This window comes from Candidatus Cloacimonadota bacterium, from assembly GCA_012522635.1.
GTDB lineage: Bacteria > Cloacimonadota > Cloacimonadia > Cloacimonadales > Cloacimonadaceae > Syntrophosphaera.
The window spans coordinates 1-22,332 of sequence record JAAYKA010000121.1; the positions used below are offsets into that span (position 1 = coordinate 1).

At 49.7% G+C, this 22,332-nt stretch carries 12 protein-coding genes and 1 tRNA gene; 2 read left to right on the forward strand and 11 right to left on the reverse strand.

Going from position 1 to position 22,332, the window contains the following annotated elements; translation table 11 throughout:
• Positions 1-88: 88 nt before the first annotated feature.
• The 10 genes from GX135_06265 to GX135_06310 form a co-directional block, all read right to left on the reverse strand.
• Complete coding sequence (locus tag GX135_06265) at positions 89-502, reverse strand: hypothetical protein (GenBank protein ID NLN85691.1); 414 nt, start codon at positions 500-502, stop codon at positions 89-91.
• 532 nt (positions 503-1,034) lie between these two features.
• Complete coding sequence (locus GX135_06270) at positions 1,035-1,931, reverse strand: SagB/ThcOx family dehydrogenase (GenBank protein NLN85692.1); 897 nt, start codon at positions 1,929-1,931, stop codon at positions 1,035-1,037.
• Between the two features lie 33 nt (positions 1,932-1,964).
• The gene (locus tag GX135_06275) at positions 1,965-3,125 is read right to left on the reverse strand and encodes a 1-deoxy-D-xylulose-5-phosphate reductoisomerase (GenBank protein NLN85693.1); all 1,161 of its coding nucleotides are present in this window, start codon (positions 3,123-3,125) and stop codon (positions 1,965-1,967) included.
• Positions 3,119-4,072: a hypothetical protein gene (locus GX135_06280; GenBank protein NLN85694.1), complete on the reverse strand. Its 954-nt coding sequence runs from the start codon at positions 4,070-4,072 to the stop codon at positions 3,119-3,121. The genes GX135_06275 and GX135_06280 overlap by 7 nt, the downstream gene beginning before the upstream one ends.
• Before the next feature lie 55 nt (positions 4,073-4,127).
• Positions 4,128-5,189, reverse strand: coding sequence for a sodium ion-translocating decarboxylase subunit beta (locus GX135_06285; GenBank protein NLN85695.1), 1,062 nt, complete (start codon positions 5,187-5,189; stop codon positions 4,128-4,130).
• Between the two features lie 62 nt (positions 5,190-5,251).
• Positions 5,252-5,809: a biotin/lipoyl-binding protein gene (locus GX135_06290; protein NLN85696.1), complete on the reverse strand. Its 558-nt coding sequence runs from the start codon at positions 5,807-5,809 to the stop codon at positions 5,252-5,254.
• A 174-nt stretch (positions 5,810-5,983) separates the two neighbouring features.
• Complete coding sequence (locus tag GX135_06295) at positions 5,984-6,871, reverse strand: OadG family protein (GenBank protein ID NLN85697.1); 888 nt, start codon at positions 6,869-6,871, stop codon at positions 5,984-5,986.
• A gap of 11 nt (positions 6,872-6,882) precedes the next feature.
• Positions 6,883-8,433: an acyl-CoA carboxylase subunit beta gene (locus tag GX135_06300; GenBank protein ID NLN85698.1), complete on the reverse strand. Its 1,551-nt coding sequence runs from the start codon at positions 8,431-8,433 to the stop codon at positions 6,883-6,885.
• A gap of 157 nt (positions 8,434-8,590) precedes the next feature.
• Positions 8,591-11,464: a T9SS type A sorting domain-containing protein gene (locus tag GX135_06305; GenBank protein ID NLN85699.1), complete on the reverse strand. Its 2,874-nt coding sequence runs from the start codon at positions 11,462-11,464 to the stop codon at positions 8,591-8,593.
• A gap of 544 nt (positions 11,465-12,008) precedes the next feature.
• Entirely contained in the window at positions 12,009-15,101 is a 3,093-nt protein-coding gene (locus GX135_06310; GenBank protein ID NLN85700.1) for a T9SS type A sorting domain-containing protein, read from the reverse strand.
• A 251-nt stretch (positions 15,102-15,352) separates the two neighbouring features.
• Between GX135_06310 and GX135_06315 the strand changes: the two genes are divergently transcribed.
• The gene (locus GX135_06315) at positions 15,353-16,306 is read left to right on the forward strand and encodes a Ppx/GppA family phosphatase (protein ID NLN85701.1); all 954 of its coding nucleotides are present in this window, start codon (positions 15,353-15,355) and stop codon (positions 16,304-16,306) included.
• 26 nt (positions 16,307-16,332) lie between these two features.
• On the opposite strand, the gene GX135_06320 is transcribed toward GX135_06315, so the two are convergent.
• Positions 16,333-16,408, reverse strand: a tRNA-Ile gene (locus GX135_06320).
• Between the two features lie 317 nt (positions 16,409-16,725).
• Here GX135_06320 and GX135_06325 point away from each other — a divergent pair.
• On the forward strand, positions 16,726-22,332 hold a 5,607-nt coding region (locus GX135_06325), incomplete at its 3' end, for a hypothetical protein (protein NLN85702.1).

Below are 22,332 nucleotides of genomic sequence, written 5' to 3' on the forward strand. Positions count from 1 at the left end.
AGGCCCTTTTATATACCTCTACATTCACAATCAAATTGTGTAAGTGGATTCCATCAATAATATTGCATTCAGTAGATAACTACATCATTTACTTTAATTGCAATAGAGAATTCAAATACTCAAAGTTTGCTCCGTGAGTTCTTATCCAATTGATAGCAGCATTTTTATCACTTGAATAGTAGTTGGGGTTAACCCTAATCCACTCAACTGCACTATTCTGAACCTGTGCACGTTCAGCAGCACTTAGCTTCGAAGCCATAAATGTTATTATACCATGCTGATCATTATATCCAAAAGCATCAGCAATCAATACCCAAAAATAAGCTGTATTGTTATTTCTGGCAACGCCATCTCCATTACCATATTTTAAGCCGAGGGTGAATTGCGCACGTTCATCGCCTGCCCGTGCCCTTCTCTCTAGATCAGAAACTGAGTCATAAAGAAAAGCGTTTAGAGCTATACTGAAAACAAGGATAGCTAACAGGAATACTGCTTTTTTCATAAGAATCTCCTATTGATAAGTTGTTGATGTCAAACCAATCCATCACAACTTTTATTATATTGCCAATCATTTTTCTCAATTTCATAAGCATTCGTGATATAGCTTAATACAAGCTTGAAAATTGCGTGTTTTGTCAAGGAAGATTTTTGAAAACATCAAAACGAGCATAAACAAAAGCCGTTATTTCTGGTTCTTGAAAGACCTTTGACACCCCTCTTCAATCACAAACTATATATCCAAAAGACTTATTTCATTATTAATAAATCCTCAAATTGAGTCAAGGTCTTTTTTCCTAAAAAAGTGCTGCTTCCTGCTTGCCGCCTTATGTCTCCCTTTACTTTTTAAAGCAAAGTTAAGGATGTCAAAGGCTTACGCTAAAGAAAGAGAAAAACAACAGACTCGTTCTTGATATATGGAGTTATCTGGCAGACCTGTTTTGGATATTCGCCTTAGAGTTGAGCCGGAAACTTGGCATAATCGGGCTACAGCCTGCTTTCCACAGGGTTTTTGGGGTTTTTACGGCAGGATGAGATTAGGGCTTTTTGCCAACCGGCATCACATAAATGGCAAATTCCTCAATTCCATCCAGACCCAGACAGGCGTCCAGAAGTTCATCCGTGAAGGCTCCAACCATGCAGCTTCCCGCGTTCAGGGCTTCCGCGGCGAGGTGGACATTTTGTCCCACATGTCCCGCATCCACATACAGATAGCGATAGGAACGCTGCTGATAGCGCCAAGCTGTTCGATAGGGTCGGGCTGAAAGAATGAGCGTGAAAGCGGAACGAACCACCATTTCCTGATCCCGACAGGCTTCCAAGACGCGGGCAGCGATATCGGGGCCGCTTTCGCGCAGGATGAGACCATGTTGGATGGGATGATAGTAATAAAGCCCGGTGGGGATGCCTTCCACACGGTTGATAAGTAGATGACACTCAAAGGGATGGCGGCTTCCCGCGGATGGAACCTGGCGACGGGTGATTTCGATATTTTTGCCCTGACGCAGTTCGTTGACTTGGCAACTCGCCCAAAGCATGAAAGAAAGCTCCTGCAGGGTAAAAGGTTTAGCGGAATACTCACGCAAACTGCGGCGCTGGTGGATGGCTTGTTTCATGCTGAGCGTGGGTTCGGGCAGTTCATCCACATTTGGCAGCGGGATGAATTCACCAGAAGGCGGGTTAACAACTGGGGGACAGGGTTTTCCCTGCATTTGAGCGCTGGCGCCACCGTAAATGTAGCGTGTGAGGCGCACAAAATCGGGTCCGATTGTTTCGGAGCGATGCTGGTCGCGTTTGATTTGCTCAAGTGTCTGAGCCTGAGCGCGTTCCAGTTCTTCATATTCCTGCGGGGTAATCCCGGTTTCCCGGATTATCTCATCCTGGCTGGCGCCGCGGCTCTTAAACCAAAGATAGGCATAGGTTTTGGAGTTCATGAAATTCCTCCTCGGATCATGGCATGAAAAAGGTCAATAATTTGTGTAATCGTCAATTATGTTTTTATAAACGCTTGTGTTGGTGTGGATTATCTCTTCAAGAGTGGGTGAGGAAATATTAGGATGGTTTTGAACCGTTGCGGCACAAATGTGATGAATATCAGGAAAAGACACGCGCCCATCCAAAAAAAGCTTCAGGGCTGCTTCGTTGGCGCTGTTCAGCACCGTGGGCAGAATGCCTCCAGCTTTGGCAACCTCAAGTCCCAGTTGGAAAAGAGGATAGCGCTCCCTGTCGATGCTTTCGAATTCCAGTTTTGTCAGGCTGGGAATATCGGTTTTCACCAGCTCGGAGGAAAGGCGTTCAGGCCAGCCAAGCGCATACAGGATGGGCAGTTTCATGTCTGGCATGCCCATCTGAGCCAAAAAAGAGCCATCGATAAATTCCACCAAAGAATGAATGATGGATTGCGGATGGATGACCGCTTCGATTTTTTGATATGGTAAACCGAAAAGCCAGTGCGCCTCCATCACTTCCAAGGCTTTGTTGAACATGGTGGCGCTGTCCAGAGTAACCTTGGCGCCCATGTCCCAATTTGGATGCTTCAAAGCCTGGTCGGGTGTGATTTTGGGAAAATCCTCCAGGGGAAGTTTTCTGAAAGCTCCACCTGAAGCGGTGATGTGCAGGCGCCGAATCTCGGAACTTGGATGCTTGCCAATAGCTTGGAAAATGGCGCTGTGTTCGCTATCGACAGGCAGAAGTTCCACATTTTTTTTCGCGACCAGCGGCATAAGCAGATGCCCAGCCATAACCAGGGATTCCTTGTTCGCCAAAGCCAATCTGGCACCGCGTTCCACAATGGCAAAACTCGCTCTCAGTCCCGCCGAACCGCTGATGGCGTTCAAAGCGATGTGATATTCCTCGCTGGCAAGAGCTTGCAGCAGTTCATCCTCGCCGAACCAAAGTTTGAGGTTCGGGTTTTCATTACGAAGGCGATCCTGGAGAGTTGGGTTTTCAATGCCGGTGAAAACCGCGTTTGAAACTCCGAATTCCTGGCAAATGGGCAGAAGCTTTTGCCAATCTGTGTGCGCGGAAACGAGGACAGGTGAAAATCGCAGCCGCTGCTCACGCAGCACAGCCAGGGTGGAAGTTCCGATGGAACCCGTCGCCCCCAGCAGCGCTATATTTTTCACCATGTATAACTTAGAGAGAGACGTCGGGACGCGCCCAACTCATCTGTCGAGCCGTCGCGCCAGGCAAAATCCAAACCCAAAGCCTTGTGACGCAAGCCCAGTCCGGCAGTGAAACTTCCGGCATCCCAGCCCGTCATGATATTTAATTGTGGAACGGGGCTCACCATCACACCGGCATGCAAATCCGCGCTGAAATCCCCGGCTGAGAAGTTTGAGGCTTCCCCACGTCCTTCCGCAAAAACCTGAGTCCTCAGCGCCAAGTGTATGGGGATATTGGTTTTAAAGAGTTGTTGCGAATAACCAACTTCGAGGTCAAGATTTGGGATTGCAATCTCGTGGCTGCCGTTTTCCCAGATGATTTGAGTTGAAAAGAAATCGCGGAGATTCGCCGCGGCGCGAACACCCCTGCCGCTATCCCACAGCAGACCAAAATCCGCTCCGAAACCAAAGCCGGAATGCTCTGCCAGCCTGCGATAGGCCAGCTTGGGGCTCAAACCCAGGAAAATGTGTTGGTTCATCTGGCGCGCCAAGCCACCGCTAACAATGAGATCATGGTTGGACACCGTTTTCCAGATTTCGGGGCGATTATCATTACTTAGAGAATCGGCAGGATTTTCCAACTGGGTGAGCTTGATGTCGTTGATGGCGAGGTGGTTAACCTGCAGTGAAGCGCGCGTTTTGCTTCCAAAGACGGCTGAAAGCTGGTTTTGCTGCAATAGACCGTCGAAATGCTCCACCCGCATCAGTTCCACACCGCCAGAACCGGTTTCAGCCAGCAAAGCCGGATTCCACCAACCCGCAGCCAAAGAGCTCTGCAAAGTGAGGCCGGTATTGCCCATGGCCTGGTTTTGCGCGCCGGCGCCAAGCTGGAAGATTTCTCCCGCATACTTGGTCGCTCCCAGCGCGAAAACCAGCGCCACAAGCATTAGAGTCGAACTAAGTTTTTTCATTCAAATCCCCTTGAGGACATTATATCCCAGCGGGGCTTCGTTGTAAAGGGTTATTTTAGCTTCCCAAAATTCCCAGCAACACACCAGCAGCGACGGCGGAGCCAATAACGCCAGCCACGTTCGGGGCCATGGCATGCATCAAAAGATAGTTGGTTGGGTCATATTTTTGCCCCATCACCTGTGAAACACGGGCGCTGGCGGGAACCGCGGACACTCCGGCGTTTCCGATGAGCGGGTTGATTTTGTCCTTCAAAAAGAGGTTCATGAATTTGGCGAAAAGTACGCCCAAGGCTGTGGCAACGGCAAAAGAAAAGGCTCCCAGGAAAAAGATACCGAGAGATTGCTTGGTCAAAAACACGTCGGCGGTGGTTTTGGCGCCAACTGTGAAGCCGACCAGGATGGTCACAATATCCACCAGCGAGGTGCGCGCGGTTCCAGCCAAACGTTCGGTGACGCCGCTTTCCTTCAACAAATTACCCAAAAACAGCATGGCAAGAAGGATTGCACCACCAGGCGCGATGACGGAGGTAACGATGAAAGCCAGCACAGGGAAGATAATCTTTTCTTTTTTGGACACCTGGCGTGGCGGTTTCATGCGGATCACACGCTCTTTGGGTGTGGTCAGCAGCTTCATGATGGGAGGCTGAATCACCGGTACCAGTGCCATGTAGGAATATGCCGCCAGCGCGATTGAGCCGATCAGATGGGGCGCCAATTTCGAAGCCAGGAAGATGGAAGTGGGACCGTCAGCGCCGCCGATGATGCCGATGGAGGCGGATTCCAAAACGTTGAATCCCAACAGCATGGCTCCTATAAAGGTGCCAAAGATGCCAACCTGAGCAGCAGCTCCCAAAAGGATGAGCTTGGGGTTCGCGATTAGGGTGCTGAAATCGGTCATGGCTCCGATACCCAAAAAGATGAGGGCAGGGTAAATACCTTTATTCACACCGAAGTACAGATAGTACAACACGCTGCCTTCGTTCGCCACACCCAAGCCTTGTTCCATCATTCCGGGAATGTTTCCAACAATGATGCCAAAGCCGATGGGCAGCAGCAACAGTGGTTCAAATTCTTTTTTGATGGCCAGAAATACGAACACAATCCCAGCCACCAGCATAATCACATTTCCCCAGGTGATATTGACAAAACCGGTTGTGTTCAAGATTTGCAGGAATTCACTCACGGCAAAACCTCCAACTCCACGAGAGGATCGCCTTCTTGAACCAAGTCACCTTTGCTGACATTCACTTTCACAACCCTGCCGCTGAGGCTGCTGTGGATCTCGGATTCCATTTTCATGGCTTCGAGAGTGAGAATCAGGTCGCCTTTTTTAATCATCTGCCCCGGGCTGACTTTAACCTCAATGATGGCTCCAGGCAGGGGCGCGCGAACCGCGTTATCCTTTGGTTGGAACACAGGTTGAGGCTCAGGAGTTCGCACGGGCTTTTTGGTATCCTGTCTGGCAACAGGTTTTTCAGAAATCTCAAGACCACTGAGAGTCATAAGCAGGTCACCTTCATGCACGGGTGCGCGCTCCTGAACGTGGATGGTTTCCACCACACAATCAACCGGAGCGGCGATATCGGATTCCATTTTCATGGCTTCCAAAACCATGATGGTTTGGCCTTTTTTGACCTTGTCGCCTTTTTTGACCTTGATGGAAACAATCACACCGGGCAGGGGAGAACGAATCTCTCCGGAGCCGGAAACAAAATCACTGGAAAAGTTGGGGCCCATAGGCAGGGCTTGTTCCTGAGCGGGAAGGACGGGAACGTCGGGACGCCCATCCTGCTCCACCTGGATGAGATAGTCTGTGCCATTGATGTTAATCTTGGCATGGTCGGGGCTGTATTCCAGCACTCTGGCTTCATAGCGCTGGCCACCAATTATCAAATTGTATGTTTTCACGATTTATTTACTCCTTTTACGCAGGATGTGGCGGTTTGGCATGTTCAGGATGGCACTTCCGCGCCATTGGTCTGAATGTGGACGTTTGAAAGTGAGCAGCAGTCTGCGGCGCTCTTCGATGCTTTGCTTGTGAATGTGGAAAGCGGCGATTACGGCTGCAATCACATGGACGTCGAGGTCGGGGGCTTTGGTCTTCACGTTTCCGGCAGAGTCCAAAACCAGATCCGCTTTGCCTTTTTTGGGTTCACGATTCAAGCGGCGAAGCTGACCAATGGCAACAGCCGTGATGGCCAGGGCTGAAAATACGAAGGATACACCCCAAAGCAAGATGTACAATCCATAGCCCAGCTTCCCTTCCTTGAATTTATTTTCAAAATCCACCATATCTTCCGGTGTTTTGTTAAATGACTGCAGCGATTGTTGATCGCGGCTTTTATCTGTGCTTTTAACCCCAACAAATTCGCGCAGTTTTTTGATGGGAATCTGTTTTTGCCGGGCAAGGTAACCCAGGGTGCTCAGTTCCGTAAAACCATAAATACTATACTGTTGAGCTAAAAGCGCGCGATAGGGTGTGATGCCCAGGTTGCGCAGGCTTTTTTCGTCCAAAGTCTCGTTTTCCGGTTCGATTTCCAAATAGGATTTCCAGCGAACGATGTCTTGAATTTCCAGTTTTTCTGCCACATCCTTCAGTTTGTCAGTCACCTTGATGCCAAATTCGCTCAGGATGGCGCTTTCTCGCATTTCCACCAGACTGTCACTTACGGCATGGATTTGGCTTTGCAGTTCTTCCAGGGTAGGCTCTGCTATTTCGGAATCTATATCCGCTTCCTGGGCACCCAAAATCAGGACCCAGATCATGGCAAAAGCCAATAGTAATATTTTGCGGGACATCGCTTTATCTCCTAAAGGGGAATGTTTCCGTGTTTGCGGGGTGGGATGCTGTCTTTTTTGTTTGCCAGCATTTCCAGCGCGCGGATGAGGCGGAAACGCGTGCGGGAAGGCTCAATAATATCGTCGATGTAACCCCTTTCAGCGGCCGCGTATGGATTTGCGAATTTTTTGGCATATTCGCTTTCTTTATCCAAAAGTGTTTGCTTGGGATCTTCAGAGGCTTGAATCTCTTTGCGGAAAATCACTTCCACTGCGCCTTTGGGACCCATCACGGCAATCTCAGCGCTGGGCCAGGCATAAACCAGGTCTGCCCGCATGTGGCGGCTGTTCATCACGCAATATGCACCGCCGTAGGCTTTTCGAATAATCACGGTGATTTTGGGAACCGTCGCCTCGGCAAAAGCATAGAGCATCTTGGCTCCGTTGCGAATGATGCCATTGTGTTCCTGATTTGTGCCAGGCAGGAAACCGGGAACGTCTTCCAACACGATGAGCGGAATGTTGAAGGCATCGCAAAAACGCACAAAACGCGCTGCTTTGATGGAGGCATCAATATCCAAAACTCCAGCCAGAATTTTGGGCTGGTTGGCAACTATGCCGACCGGAAAGCCGTTCATGCGGGCGAAGCCCACAATCATGTTTGGCGCAAAATTCATCATCACCTGCAGAAATTCGTTGTCGTCGGTAATTTCGCTGATGATATCCAGCATATCGTAGGGTTTATTTGGATTATCGGGAACCAGGGTGTCCAGCACGGCGCAGGGACGATCCACAGGATCCTGCGGAGGCTGGTAGGGCGGATCTTCCATATTGTTGGAAGGCAGATAGCTGAGCAGCTTTTTGATTAGCATCAAGGTTTCTTCTTCGCTGCCGGTGATGAAATGAGCCACGCCGCTTTTTCCGGAATGAACTTCCGCGCCGCCGAGATCCGCGGTGCTCACATCTTCGTTCAAAACAGTTTTCACTACCTTGGGACCGGTCACAAACATATAACTGTTATGCTTTTCCATGATCACAAAGTCTGTGATGGCGGGGGAATAAACCGCACCGCCAGCGCAGGGGCCCATGATGGCGGAAATTTGGGGTATCACCCCGCTGGACATCACGTTGCGCCAAAATATCTCCGCGTATCCAGCCAAGGCATCGATGCCTTCCTGGATGCGGGCGCCGCCGCTGTCATTCAGACCAATCACGGGGCAACCGTTTTTCAGCGCCATGTCCATAATTTTACAGATTTTTTCGGCATAGGCGATGGAAAGCGAGCCGCCGATGACGGTGAAATCCTGAGCAAAAACATAGACCAAGCGACCGTTTACAGTGGCACTGCCAGTTACAACTCCATCGCCTGGATAAACTTGTTTTTCCATGTCAAAATTCGTGCAGCGGTGAGTTACGAACATATCGAATTCTTCGAAACTGTCCGGATCCACCAGCAGATTGATGCGTTCGCGCGCGGTAAGCTTGCCTTTTTCATGTTGAGAGGCAATGCGTTTCGGGCCTCCACCCAGCTGGGCTTTTTCCCGTTTTTCGCGCAACTCGAGAATTGGTTTTGGTGTTGACATCAAGTCTTCCTTATTTATTTGATTTTTTTAAAAGCTTGAAATGGCGGCGTTTGCAGGGGCTTTTAGTCTCACCCAGCCGCAATAATGCCAAGTTATTTAAGTACGTTATTTAGTAAAGGTTTATTATACCGAGAACTCCACAAACAGATGCCCACCATCAATCCAACATCACCACCCTTAGAATTTGACGATGTTTATCGCTAAGCATTTCAACCAGATACACGCCCGAAGGCAGGGTTTTGCCGTATTGGTCGCGGCCGTCCCAGCGGACTTTGCCGCCCTTGCCTTCAAACGTGCTGGTTTTGATGTTGCCAAGCTTTTGTCCCCTGATATTATAGAGGTTTATTTCAAAGGGTTCCAGGTTTTTTGGGAAACTGATATCCAGACCGTTTGCGCGGCTGAAGGGATTGGGATAACAACTGATTATGAATTCCACTCCGGTGATATTCTCATCGTTAACTCCCACCTGGGGATAGAGTTCCGGAATCAACTGTCCCAAAAAGTCCCGCACTTCATCCCGCATCATGAAATAGAGCGGAAAACCGAGCAAGACCATGCTTCCTCCATTTTCCACCCTGAAGGCTGCGGGTTGTCCGTTAAGTGCCTCATTTCCCACCAAGTTAGCATTATAAAGCACGTTTGAAGCGCCGGGAAAAACATAGCTCATGGGAAGCATTCCGTTCCAAGGCGCGGCAAGTTTGTCCGGATCTGGATGGAGAGTCGGATAACTATTTGATTCCAAAGCAGTTAACGCGGGTGCGTTCACCAGTTGCGGCGTCACGCCGGGCAGGAATTTGTTCAAAAATGCCTCATCGAACTGCGAGGGATATTTCCAGCCGGAAATGATGAGTTTTCCGCCGCTAAGCACATAACTGCCAATAATATCCAGATAATTTATAATCTGCAGGTCTGAAAAATCGTCGCTGTGCCACAACACCAGTGGATGATGAGAAAGTGTTTCCAGTTCCAGGTTCGGCTGCAAATCCAAATCCCACTGCTCATAAACCATGCCGTTCATCGCAAAGTGATAGAACTCATCAACTTCCGCGTCTGTGGGCGAGATATTCACTCCGGTGCCATCGCGGGTTTCATCCACAATCAGGACACCCTGATCGAAAAGGAATTCAATTGGTTTTGCTTCCATCACGTTGGAAGGCTGGGTTTGAAAACCTTCCATATCTTCGGCTGTAATCCTGTAAAGATATGTGTTCCCGTTTGTTACATTGATGTCCGTAAATGCCAGATTGGTCAGCGGCGCGTCCGTCAATTGCTGGAATTCACCATCTGGCATAAGTTTACGATGCACATGATATCCAGCCAGGGAAAGCTCTCCCGGCCAAGGAAACCAGGTTAAATCCACCGCGCCATCATAAGCCAAACAGGTTCCCATTTGCAGCTTATCTTGGCTGAAAGAGCGGGTCAAAACCCAATGGTTGGGGTCAATTTCAAGATTGGAAATATCATCGGAAAGTGCCATGGGAAAATAGTTTACATAGCCACCTGCAGTAGCACGAATCACCAGAGAATCCGCAACCGCGGAACCCGGAATCCCAATCGGCACCTCGATATCAAAAAGTGTGGAAGTGGGGCTTTGAGTTCTGGCAAGGATTTTGCCGGTTCCGGCGCCGTTGTGCAAAACGCTGAAAGTGGCGTTGGGAACTCCCGGAGAATAGATCCATTGCTGGAAAAACTGTCCCAAATCCTGTCCGCAGGTCTGCTGAGCCAAATCCACAAACTCCGCTGTGTTGATGTTTCCGTTCGGGTAGGTGGTAATGATGGAACGGATAAAATCAAAGAAATCATCATTTCCCATCTTCAGGCGCAACATATGCAGCACGGACGCGGATTTTTGATAGGTCGGCGGCGCGAACATCATATTGTAAGCGGGGTCAAAAATGGTTTGAGGTCCGTTGCTGTTTTCCCAGCTCAGATAGTATTGTTGAATCTTGTCCCGCAGATAGATGCAGCCCTGTTCCCAGCCGTAATGATGCGCCTCCCACAAAAATTCCGAATAAGTGGCAAAACTCTCTTTAAGCCACACTTCACGCATGGTGATGGGGGTCACCAGATTTCCATACCATTGATGCGCAAGTTCATGAGCCACAATATGTTCATAACGCCTGTCGCCGGTGAGATATTGCGAACCGTAGGTGGTCATGGTTTGATGTTCCATCGCCGCGTAGGTCGCCATATTCACCACCATATGTCCATATTTTTCAAAGGGATATGGCCCAAAAACCGAGTTATAATAATCAATCATGGCAGGGGTGTTGGCAAAATCCATCTGGGCATTATTCAACTGTCCAGGCAACACGAAATTCTGGATGGGAATATCACCCGCCTGCTGGTGAAATTCGATATAGGGAGCCGCGGCAAAACCCATCACGTAAGTTGCCACAGGAGAGGAACATGACCAATGGTGACTGCGGGTTCCATCGCCATGGTCGGTGATGCCGGTGCGGATGCCATTTGCCCCCACCAGCCAGTCTTCCCGGACGCGTATATTCCAATCCACCAAAGCTTTATCCCAAGGATGGTCGTAGCAGGGCCAATAATATCTGCCCGCGTCTGGATTGGAAAGAGTGTAAACCGAATTTGAGGTGAAAATCATGCCAATGTTGTATGGCGAGGGACTGCGGCTGGGCACTCCGGAATAGAACACCTTGGTAATGAAAGAGTTGCGCGTTGCAGGCGGAAGTGGAATGTTTATAACACCAGCCTCGTGGCTGAAATAAACCGGCACGTCGTTCAGCAAAACCTGACTCACAAAAAGGGAATCTCCTTCCAGTTCGTAGGAAATACTGTCTATGCCCCAAAGCGGTGTCACCTGAGCTTCCACCATACCGTCAATGAAGCGGCTTTGTGTGTCTATCTGCAAGTTTATCACATACTTGGTGATGTCGAACCCCGTCAGGGAATCAGCCCGTTCTATCTGCCGTGTGCTTGGTTCCAGGCTCCAAAAAGGTTGCGTACCGTGCAGGCAAGCCAATGCGGCTATAAACAGCACGGCTAAAACCAAACTCTTACGCATTTTCCACCTCTTTCGGGCAAGCCCGGATTTGATTATTTCCGGCAATTTGTGTGGACTGCCCTTTTTGTCAATTGAAATCCTCATTTTCTGGATTATTTGGAGTAAAATTGGGGTTTTTCACGAAAATAAAGACCAAAAACCGCAGTTTACATGCTTCCTTCTTTTTTCCCATAGCATTTTTATTCTCGTCGCCCTCGAATAACCCCCGATAAAGAATCGGGTGGGGCACAAGGATGACTCAAGAGGATCTGGTTCTGGAAAAAAGAGCGCAGGTTGCAGGATGAATGGGATAAAACTGATGCTTTCTTGGTTGCCGCCTTATGTATCCCTTATGTTTCATAAGCTAATCATAAGGAAAACATAGGTTTAGGGTTTATATCACTCTTATACAGCAGACTCGTTCAATATATATGGAGGCTTTTGGTGTTTATTGGCGCCCCGCACTGATTTGCTTTTTCTGCTGATTTCAAATCTCTTTGATCCATATTTTTTCAACCCAAAAAAAGAGGCGGACTCGCATCCGCCTCATTTATTTGCTTGTTATTTACTTGAAAATACCCACTCTGCGGGTGAAGGTTTCTCCTTGCAAAACTGTGCGCATCAGGTAGATACCGTTGCCCAGAGCTTTGCCGGAATCGTCGGTTCCGTTCCAGGTGGATTTGCCATCAACTTTGAATTCTGCCACTTTTTGGCCCTTGATGTTGAAAACTTCCACCCAGGCGGGTTCATCCGTGTTTTTGATTTCCAAAGTGAGGCTGGCACGCATGGGATTGGGATACATGAGCCAGTCTGGATTGGCAGCGGGGATAAGTTCGTCATCCACCGCGGTTCCAGAGTTTGAAGCACCTGGCGTGCAAGGGAGATCCTGGTCTGGTCCAAAGAGGCGCCAGACATCTCCGCCATCAGGATAGCGTCCCCAGGATAAGTCTGTTGCCAGTCCGGGAATGTTTTGGTAAGTCACTTGGTCGGTGAGATGGATCATATCGGGCGAAATCATGTAAATCGCGTCAGCACTGGAGCCAAGCTTGTTTATCACGTGCAAGGGTCCTTGATCTGGAGCGTCGTCGAACCAAATTATCTTGAATCCATGTGCCGGAATGACGGTTTGGGCTTCATAACCATGAGGAATTGGGTTCACTATATAGGTTCCTTCGCCAAAATCGTAGTGGTCGTCGGTGAAGTAATATCCAGCCAGATCGACGGGAAAATCATTGGGGTTGTAGATTTCAGCCCAATCGTCGTATTCTCCGTATTCATCGGTGACGGTGTTACTGTTTGAAGCCATGAATTCGTTGATATAAAGCTGAGGATATTCATAAGCCCATGTCAGGCCGTAGGTTTGAGAGGCTGTGACGCCGCCGGAATTGTCTGTTGCTTCGACGCGGTAGATGATGCGCGTGCCCTCTGGGAAGGGACCGATTTGGGTTGTATAAATATCGGAAGTAGATAATTGCATCACTTTACGGCTTTCCTGACCCTGTTCCATTTTCCAGACCAATTCCGCCAGTGAGACCGTGCCATCGCTGTCTGTGATGGTGGCTCCAATGGTGACTGGAGAATCCACAAGGGTTGGATATGGCTCGTAATTCACATATCTGACCTGGGGCAAAACGTTTGCGGTTCCACCATTTGTGGCTCCGGGTGTACAGGGCAGAGGCTGACCAACTCCGAAAAGCTGCCAATCTGGACCGCCATCCGGAACGCGCCCAAGCGAGACGTTGTTCACATCCAGACCGTCGGATGCAACCCATTCTTTGCTGTCGATCACGGTTTCGCCGTCGCTGGCGATCAGATAAACCGCATCCGCCGCGCCGCCAAGCTTGTCGTTGATGTGCAAAGGACCTTGATCCATGTCTTCATCAAACCACACAAGCAAATATCCATGAGCCGGGATGGTGGTTTCATCCGGAAAACCTGCCGGGATTTGCGTCCAAGCGTCGATTCCATTGCTGTAGTGGCTGTCCGTCATATACATACCAGCGATGTCAACCGGATAATCGTTCGGATTATAGAGTTCCACCCAGTCATCAAATTCGCCGAATGGATCAGCGTAGGCGGTGTTTTTGGCTTGGATTTCATTGATATAAATGAAGGGTTCTTCCGATGTGACCGGCGATTCGAAGAATTCATGTTCCGCCCGCGCGGGCAAAAAGGCGCCCTGGCTGTTGTTTTCTGCCCAGCCATAGTATTGCAAATCGCCGGCACCGATGGTGACTTCCACTCCAAAAATGCCGTCTCCAGCAGCGCCATCATTGTGTTGGCCATCGTCGTACATCTCATAATAATCAAATTTGTCTGCCAGGTTTTGGCGCAGACCCAGTCTGGCGGAAGTGGCGTCCTGAGCCGTGAGCGTGAAATGTACAACGCCGTTTTGTTCAAGTTCCTGAGGGCTGTGTTCAATTGATGTGATGGTGGGAATTGTGCCTTGGAAGGCGCTGTGGTTTTGGAGGAAAGTCACTCTGCTGTTCATAAACGGAATGATGCCAGGAACCGACCCGGGTGAGCCTGGACCGCCACCTTGGACGGAATTGTTCAGGTTTGAGACAAATTGGTTGTAAGTATAGAGAAAATTAGGGTCTTCCTGCACGTAGGGCGCGCAAATTGCCTGCAATTCAGCACCTCGAGTGGCAAACCAACCGTTGGCAAAGTTTTCCTCCATCATTGTGCGCATGTGCGCGATATACATCTTTTTATAGCGCGGCACACTCATCATGCGGCTGATCAAAAGGTAGGTGTTGCTGTTCGAATTGCGCAGCGGGTCCAAGGTTGCGGAACCGCCCATGAAGCCGCCAAAAGACATGTTCATATCCCAAATGATGGGATTGAAGCGGCCCGCGGCGTCGCCATAAAGATAGAAATTATGGAAAACATTGATGGGAGAATCCAGATTTACCAGCAGGTTTTGGAAAGCAATCATCCAAAGATTACGGTCGATGTTCAGCACTTCCGCCAGGTTTGTCGGGTCGTTGGACATCACGTTTGTGAAATTGATTAATTCATCCCAACCGGAGCTGGATTTCATTTCATAATATTGTTCGTAACTGCTTTGGTTTGGACCCAGATAGCCCCAGACAGGAATGGGGTCGAAGGTGTTTGTGCCACACTTAAATCTGGGTTCTCCAGAACAATGCAGGTGTGTGCGCATGAAATAGGAATTGATCGCTTGGATGGAATTGTAAACCCCGATCAGAACATCGTTTACATAGACTCTCGCGAAGTTTGCCAAACAAGCGGGCATGTATTTTTGGGCAACCTCATAGGACAGAATATCCCGAATGAAGGATGGATCGGAAAAGCCGTTTGCCAGTTTCAGAGTGGTGTAGGGCCCGATGCTTTGGTCCTCAATGATGTGGTCCAGTTTGATGTTGAAGGGGTTTTTTATCCGGTTGGGATTATAGGAGCTGTGCCCCTTGAAACGCACGCCCACACTATCATAAACGGTGCCATTGATGATGGCTGTGCCAACCAGGCGTTGCTCTTGTCCCGCGGCATAATATTGGTTCAAGATTTGGCGCCAATTGGATTGCGTGAAATAAAGATGGATGTCGTTTACGGTATCGGTATCATAAAAATCCTGCCCCCATAAGCCGAATCCAATACCCAGGATCAAGGCGATCAAAATTATTTTGACCTTCATTTTATCCTCTCTTTAAGCTGTTCATAAACAAGCTACTTAGTGATATTTCATCGTTAAAGTCAAAAATCTCAAGAGAAATTTTTTCAAGTTTGATGGAAGCCATGAATCTGTCAATCAAATAAATGAAAAATTAGATGGATAGGTGGAATAAATCAAAAATCATTCCAAATTAAGAGTTTCAGACCGCTTTTTTGTGGTTTCATCCAAAAAATGCTGGACAATATGACTGGCATAAGCAAATTGGGATGATGATGAAAACAAGATTGACACCGGTAAAACTCGGGTTACGGCACGCCGTGATCGATTTGGGCAGCAATTCCATTAAATGCCTGATCGCAGAAAACTTTGACGGTGAGATGCACGATTTGGCAGAATTGAGCAGGGTGACGGCTTTGGGTGAAGACTTGGAAAACGGCGCTGGCATTGGTGAACAAGCTGCTGAGAGAACATTTACGGCTTTGGCAGAAATGAAGAAAAAATGCGAGGAATTGGGGGTTGATGAAGTCATCTGTGTGGGAGCGGAAGCTTTGCGCAGGGCTTCAAATGCGGCAGATTTCATCCAAAAAGTGGAACAACGTTTTGGCTGGAAAACGAGGGTTTTAAGTCCCGCGGATGAAGCCGAACTTGGGTTTCGTGCCTCAGCCGCGCTAATTCCGACTGGAGAACAAGGTTTGGTGATTGATTCCGGAGGCGGCAGCACAGAGTTTTCCTTTGGAGACGCTCAGGGTCTCAAAAGCTGGAGCAGCATTCCCTTGGGTGCTCTCACACTCACAAGGGCTTTCATCAATGAAGACCCCGTTTCTCCTGAAGAGCTCAAAAACCTCGAAAACCATGTCCAGAACACCCTGCGGGTTGCCTTTGAGGCTCCAAAAAAGATTCGCGTCATCGCCTGCGGCGGAACGGCTACAAATCTGGCTTCGGTGGCGCTTTCCCTGAAAACTTTCGATGCAAATATTATTCACGGTTTCCACCTTAAAATTGATGAAATATCCCGCCAGATCAATCTGTATAGCCGGCTCAAAACAGCCCAAATAGCTCAGATTATTGGATTGCAACAAGGGCGGGAAAAAGTGATTTTGGCTGGTGCTGTGATTCTCAAACAGATTGCGAATCATTTTGAATTGGAAGAATTCATCATTTCCGTCCGGGGCATCAGGCACGCTCTATTGAGCCCAGAAAAAGATGACAAAAAAACACCCCGTTGATTCTGGGGTGGATGTTTTAAAATAAATGGTGGGCCCAGAGGGAGTCGAACCCCCGACCATCCGGTTATGAGCCGGAAGCTCTACCAGCTGAGCTATAGGCCCTGTTTCAGGTGAATATCCTTTCAAACCGAAGGGCTTTTTCTGTCAAGTTAAAATGGTCGGCAGCTTCGGAATACTTTAAAAAAAGACAAGCAAAAACAATTGATTCTGATATCAATTTAAGCTTGAAATGTGGTGAATTCAAAAAAAAGCTTTACAGAATAACGCACGTTCCCATAATGGCACTTAGGAGCCTTGTGGCTTCAGAAGCATAAAGTGTGACAATGGGCGCGCGGCATTTGTCGATGCCCCGCTTATATAAGATAAGTGTATGGTAAACAAACAGTTAACCAAACGAAAGGGATAAAAGGAGAAACCTTATGAAACGAACCCTTCTTTTCACACTGCTGCTGATTTTGGGCATCAGCATTTGCGGTAATGTTTATGCTCAGATCAATGTGACCGTTGGAGATGGGACAACTACCAATACCACAAGTGGCGTCCCGGCACCATACGGAACCTGGTACAAAAGCTTCCGACAACAGTTTTTGATACTGGCTTCGGAACTAGAGGACCTTGGCGGAGGGGCGGGAAATATCAACTCGCTTGCCTTCAATGTGGACAACCTCAACAACTGCTCCCCCATGCCAAACTTCACCATTCGCATCAAAACAACATCCCAAACGGTTTTAACAACCACATTTGAGGATGGCGACTATCAAACAGTTTTCATGCAAGACGGATTTATGCCCACAACGGGCTGGAATGTCCACGAATTCACAACTCCCTTCAATTGGGATGGCGCTTCGAATATTTTGGTGGACATTGCCACAAGTCTCTTCCAAAGCAGCTACACTCAAAACGCTTCGGTTTTCTATACAGCAACCGGCTTCAACAGCAGTCTGCGCTTCCAAAGTGACAGTGCTGAAGGCCACACCGCCGCCACCGGCACGGTTTCCATGAACCGCAGTAACATCCGGTTCAACATGGAAGCCCTTGTGGTAACCGATCCTCCCAACCCGCCAATAATGGGTTCTCCAGCCAACGGCGCGCAAAACATTTTGGGCGATGTTGTTCTGAGATGGTCCAGCGGAGGCGGTGCGCCTCTGGGCTATAAAGTCCATTTTGGCACCACAAACCCGCCGCCTTTCGTTGAACAAACAACCGAGACCATGTACGATCCAACCGTCGAGAACGAAAACACCTACTATTGGCAGATTGTGCCTTTCAACGCCATTGGCGATGCTCAAAACTGCCCCATCTGGAGTTTTACAACGGCAGGACAACACACTGTAATCGGCGCAGGAGACCAACTGGCGCGAATGCCGATGGATTTCTACTACAAAGGTTCCCTCTTCGAAACCATCTATTATGCTGACGAACTGGGCTTTGCCAGCGGAACCATCTCTGCCATTGCCTTTTTCAACAGCTTCACCAGCAGCACAACCATGGACAAACCTACCCAAATCTGGTTGGGAAGCACAAACCAAACCGATCTGGTGGGCGCGTGGATCCCTTCCACCGAGATGAACCTGGTCTTCGATGGAAATGTTGACTATCCCGCTGGTGAAAACACTGTCACGATTCAACTGCAATCCCCATATATGCACACACCGGGGAATCTGGTGATGATGGTGAAGCGTCCTCTGGATGGATCATATTTCTCTACTTCAGATAACTTCAAATGCCAGACTGGAACTGAGATGAGAACGCGCAAGCTGCAGTCTGACACCATTGAATACGACACCACCGCACCTCCCACAGCGACAGCGGTGGCGCAATTCCCAAAAACTGTTTTCTTCTACAGCGGACAGCAGATTGAAAACGATTTGGGCGCGATTGCCATCAGTGGAAACCAAACTCCCAGCGCTGGTATTACCACAGATTATGACATCACCATCAAAAACAATGGCATCAACACCCAAACCAACTATCAAGTGAAGCTATTCACAGCAGGAGACGTTGAAGTCGCATCTGTAAACGGTCCCACCATCGAATCCATGGAAATTTTGCAGGTGGCAATCCCCTGGACACCAACCCAGACAGGCCCAACCTATCTGTATGGAAAAGTGGTTTTGGCCAATGACGAGATTCCTCAAAACAACCAGACCGCGAACTATCCTGTGGATGTACAGGCTTCCGGAGCCACCGTCATCTCAATCGGAACCGGAACCGCGACAAACACCACCACTGGTGTTCCCACCCCGTACGGAACCTATTACAAAAACTTCCGCCAGCAATATCTGTGGACTGCTGACGAAATGTTCGCAGCCGGCGCGGCACCTGGATTGATTACAGCCATCGGCTTTAATGTGCAAAGCCCAAATAACTGCTCCCCGATGCCGAACTACACCATCAAAATGAAGCCCACAAACCAATCTGTACTCACCACCACCTTCGAGGTCGGAGACTACACAGAGGTTTGGTATCTCAACGACTTTGTGCCTGTGGCTGGTTGGAACATGCACACACTTACCCAGCCCTTCTTCTGGGACGGCGTTTCCAACATCCTGGTAAATATACACAGCACCGTCATCCCGGGCAGCTACACCCAAAATGCCTCAGTCTATTATACACCCACCACAGGTGTGAATACCTCCCTGCGCTATCAAAGCGACTCTACGGACGCTGGAACCTATGCCACTGGAACCCTTTCTGCGAACAGGGCAAACGTGCGCTTTAGCATGGTGATTGAAGATATGGCAACCCTGAACGGCACTGTGACTTCAGAAGGCAGCCCCGTCGCGGATGTACATATCAACATCAATGACAGCATCTTCCACACCACAACGAACTCCCAGGGACAATACAACTTCCCTTACGTGCAGCCTGGAACCTACACCGTGACTGCCACAAAGCTGGGTTTTGAATCCATGACCCTGCCCGTCACCCTGGTTGCGAACGAAACCACCAACCTGGATTTCAACCTCACCGCCTCCGAATCTGTGAACGTGACCGGATTCGTTGTTGGCAGCGATCAACCCACTGTGGGATTGGAAGAAGCGGAAATCGTGCTCACCGGAATCATGAACTACAGCGGCGTAACCGATGCCACTGGACACTTCAGCATCCCCGGCGTACTTTCCGGAAACACATACGGTTACAGAATTTCAAAGGAAGGATACCAAGAACTCACCGGTTCCATCGATGTTGGACAATCAAACTTTGACATGGGAACCCTCACCCTGTCAGAAATTGCTTTCCCGCCTTCTCAGGTTGTCGCAACCGAAAACGTTGACCAAACCCAGGTCAGCCTGATCTGGAATTCACCAACCGCAGCGCCTCCTTTCGACGACTTCGAAAATAACGACGGCGGCTGGATTCCAACCGCAAGCTGGGACCCTGTTGGTGACTGGGAATGGACCAACGAATACGACGTTGCAAACTTCGTGGATAGCTATGGCAGCACTTCCGTGATTCCACCCCCAGCCTGCTATTCTGGAACAGGAATGTGGGGAACCAAAATCAACACAAACTATACAAACTCCGGCGGCTCAAACTATCTGAGCAAAACCTTCAACCTTGCCGGAATAAACAACCCTGAGCTTCGCTTCTGGAGCTGGGAAAATGTGTTTGGAAATTACGACTACTGTCAGGTTAATGTGAACGGCACCCTTGTTTGGGGTCCTTCCTGGGACTACACAAACACGCAGTGGAGAGAACGCGTTATCAACTTGAGCGCTTACGCCGGACAGAGCGACGTGGAAATCACCCTCGAAATGTTTGCCACCACGGTGGTGAACTATGCCGGCTGGTATATTGATGATGTCTATGTCGGTCCTGCACTGGATCGAGCAGTCGCCTCCGCACCTGCCATCGCGCCTGTTTGGATGAGCGGACTTTCCGAGCTGGAAGCCGCAGCAGCGGTTGATCGCATGCCTCCGCTTGCCACAAGGGAAAAAACCACTTCCAGCGAGCCTCAGCGCATCCATGTTGGCTACAAGGTCTGGCGTCTGCTGCAAGGCAATGAAACAGATGAAGCCACCTGGACCCCGCTGACCACAGCCACCATCACAGACTCCACTTTTGTGGACAACGCCTGGCAGCCTCTGCCTTCCGGTATCTATAGATATGCCGTGAAAGCGGAATACACAAACAATGTGCTCTCCGACCCCGCTTTCTCGAACGAAATTCATAAAGGCATGATGGGAACCCTCACTGGAAACGTGACCGAATTTGGCACAAACGTCCCTGTTGGCGGAGCCACCATCACAGCCGGAGACTACAGCGGAACTTCTGACGCCTCCGGAAACTACGCCTTCCTGGTGTATCAGGGAACCTATGATGTGACCTGTTCCAGAGCTGGATATCAAAGCTCAACCGCAGCGGGAATCCAAATCATTGGAACCCAAACCACCACCCAGGACTTCGTGCTCACCGAGATAACCCTTCCGCCCGCGGATGTGGTTGCCACGGAAGCAAGTCCGGATTTGGTAAATATCACTTGGAACGCTCCTGGCGAAGGTGGCGGCGAATGGATCTACTATACAGACGTTGATTCAAACAACGCCATTGGTCTCACCAGCGGTGGATCTTTCACGGTTGCGATTCGCTTCCCCGCATCTGATATGCAGGAATATGCCGGCCAAAGCCTCTATGCGGTGAAAGTCTGGCCAAATGAATCGGCAACCTTCACCCTGAAGGTCTGGACTGGCGGAAGTGCCAGCGCGCCTGGCACGCAAGCCCTGAGCCAACCCTTCACTCCAGCCACCCTGGATGTTTATAACACCCTCATCCTGGATACACCTGTGCCCATCAGCGGCAGCGAGGAACTCTGGTTTGGATACGCTGTGACTCACACAGAAGGAACCTACCCTGCCGGAGTCGATCCGGGTCCTGCCGTCAATGGCTTTGGAAACATGATTGAAACCGGCGGAACCTGGGACACCCTCTACAATCTGTCATCCTCACTGAACTATAACTGGTGCATCCAAGGTTACGTGGGCTATTCGGCTCCCACAGCCGCTGTGGCCATCACGCCTATCGCAATCAAAGGAATCGGAAATCCCGTATCCTACGGCGAATTTTCCCTAAGCACGGATTCACCCCTGCCCGCAAGCCGCAGCTATACCAAATCCCTTCGTCCTGAGGCTTCAGAAACACCAAAATACAACCGTGTTCTGAATGGCTACAGAGTCTGGCGTTTGCTGCAGGGACAGGAAAACAACGAATCCGCCTGGACCCAACTCACAACTCAAACCATCACCGCCACAGCCTTGCAGGACGACCAGTGGAACACTGTTCCATACGGAACCTACAGATGGGCTGTGAAGGCATACTACACCGGCGACGCGGCCTCCGTGCCCACGTTCTCGAACCCTCTTGCCAAAATCACTCAGATCGGAACCATTGCCGGTATCGTCCGCAACCAGCAGAACGCCCCCATCATGGGCGCAACCATCACTTGCGGCGATGCTTCTGCAACCACAAACGCCTCCGGTGCCTACAGCATGCAGGTGATTGCGGGAACCCACAGCGTGACCGCATCCGCTGCAGGCTATGCCCCTGCCACCCAAACCGGCGTGGTTGTCGTAACCGGACAAACCACCACCGTGAACTTCCAACTGGCGCCCAGCCATGAAATCCTGGTGGATGGCTTTGAAACCTATACGGATTTCGCGACCACCTTCGCTCCCTGGACCACAGTGGACGTCGATCAGAGTGGAACCTATGGTATTCAAGGCTACAGCTGGCCTGGAGCTTATGACCCCGTGGCCTACATGATCTTCAATCCGAACACAACCACTCCGCCGCTCACAACCGTCACACCTCATGGTGGACAAAAAATGGCAGCGGCAATGGCAGCCACCACGCCTCCCAACGACGACTGGCTAATCACGCCCGTCTTGGAAAGACCTCTCGAAATCAAATTCTGGGCAAAGTCCCACACCGCCCAGTATGGACTGGAAAGGTTCAAGGTTGGCGTGTCCACCACTGGCACCAACCCGGCTAACTTCACCATCATCAGCGGTACAAACTACATTCAG

Coding starts and splice junctions, on each gene's coding strand:
- GX135_06280 (NLN85694.1), bottom strand. CDS start 4,072: ATGAAAAAACTTAGTTCGACTCTAATGCTTGTGGCGCTGGTTTTCGCG.
- GX135_06305 (NLN85699.1), bottom strand. CDS start 11,464: ATGCGTAAGAGTTTGGTTTTAGCCGTGCTGTTTATAGCCGCATTGGCT.
- GX135_06265 (NLN85691.1), bottom strand. CDS start 502: ATGAAAAAAGCAGTATTCCTGTTAGCTATCCTTGTTTTCAGTATAGCT.
- GX135_06310 (NLN85700.1), bottom strand. CDS start 15,101: ATGAAGGTCAAAATAATTTTGATCGCCTTGATCCTGGGTATTGGATTC.
- GX135_06275 (NLN85693.1), bottom strand. CDS start 3,125: ATGGTGAAAAATATAGCGCTGCTGGGGGCGACGGGTTCCATCGGAACT.
- GX135_06290 (NLN85696.1), bottom strand. CDS start 5,809: ATGGGCCCCAACTTTTCCAGTGATTTTGTTTCCGGCTCCGGAGAGATT.
- GX135_06315 (NLN85701.1), top strand. CDS start 15,353: ATGAAAACAAGATTGACACCGGTAAAACTCGGGTTACGGCACGCCGTG.
- GX135_06300 (NLN85698.1), bottom strand. CDS start 8,433: ATGTCAACACCAAAACCAATTCTCGAGTTGCGCGAAAAACGGGAAAAA.
- GX135_06270 (NLN85692.1), bottom strand. CDS start 1,931: ATGAACTCCAAAACCTATGCCTATCTTTGGTTTAAGAGCCGCGGCGCC.
- GX135_06285 (NLN85695.1), bottom strand. CDS start 5,189: ATGCTGGTGGCTGGGATTGTGTTCGTATTTCTGGCCATCAAAAAAGAA.
- GX135_06295 (NLN85697.1), bottom strand. CDS start 6,871: ATGTCCCGCAAAATATTACTATTGGCTTTTGCCATGATCTGGGTCCTG.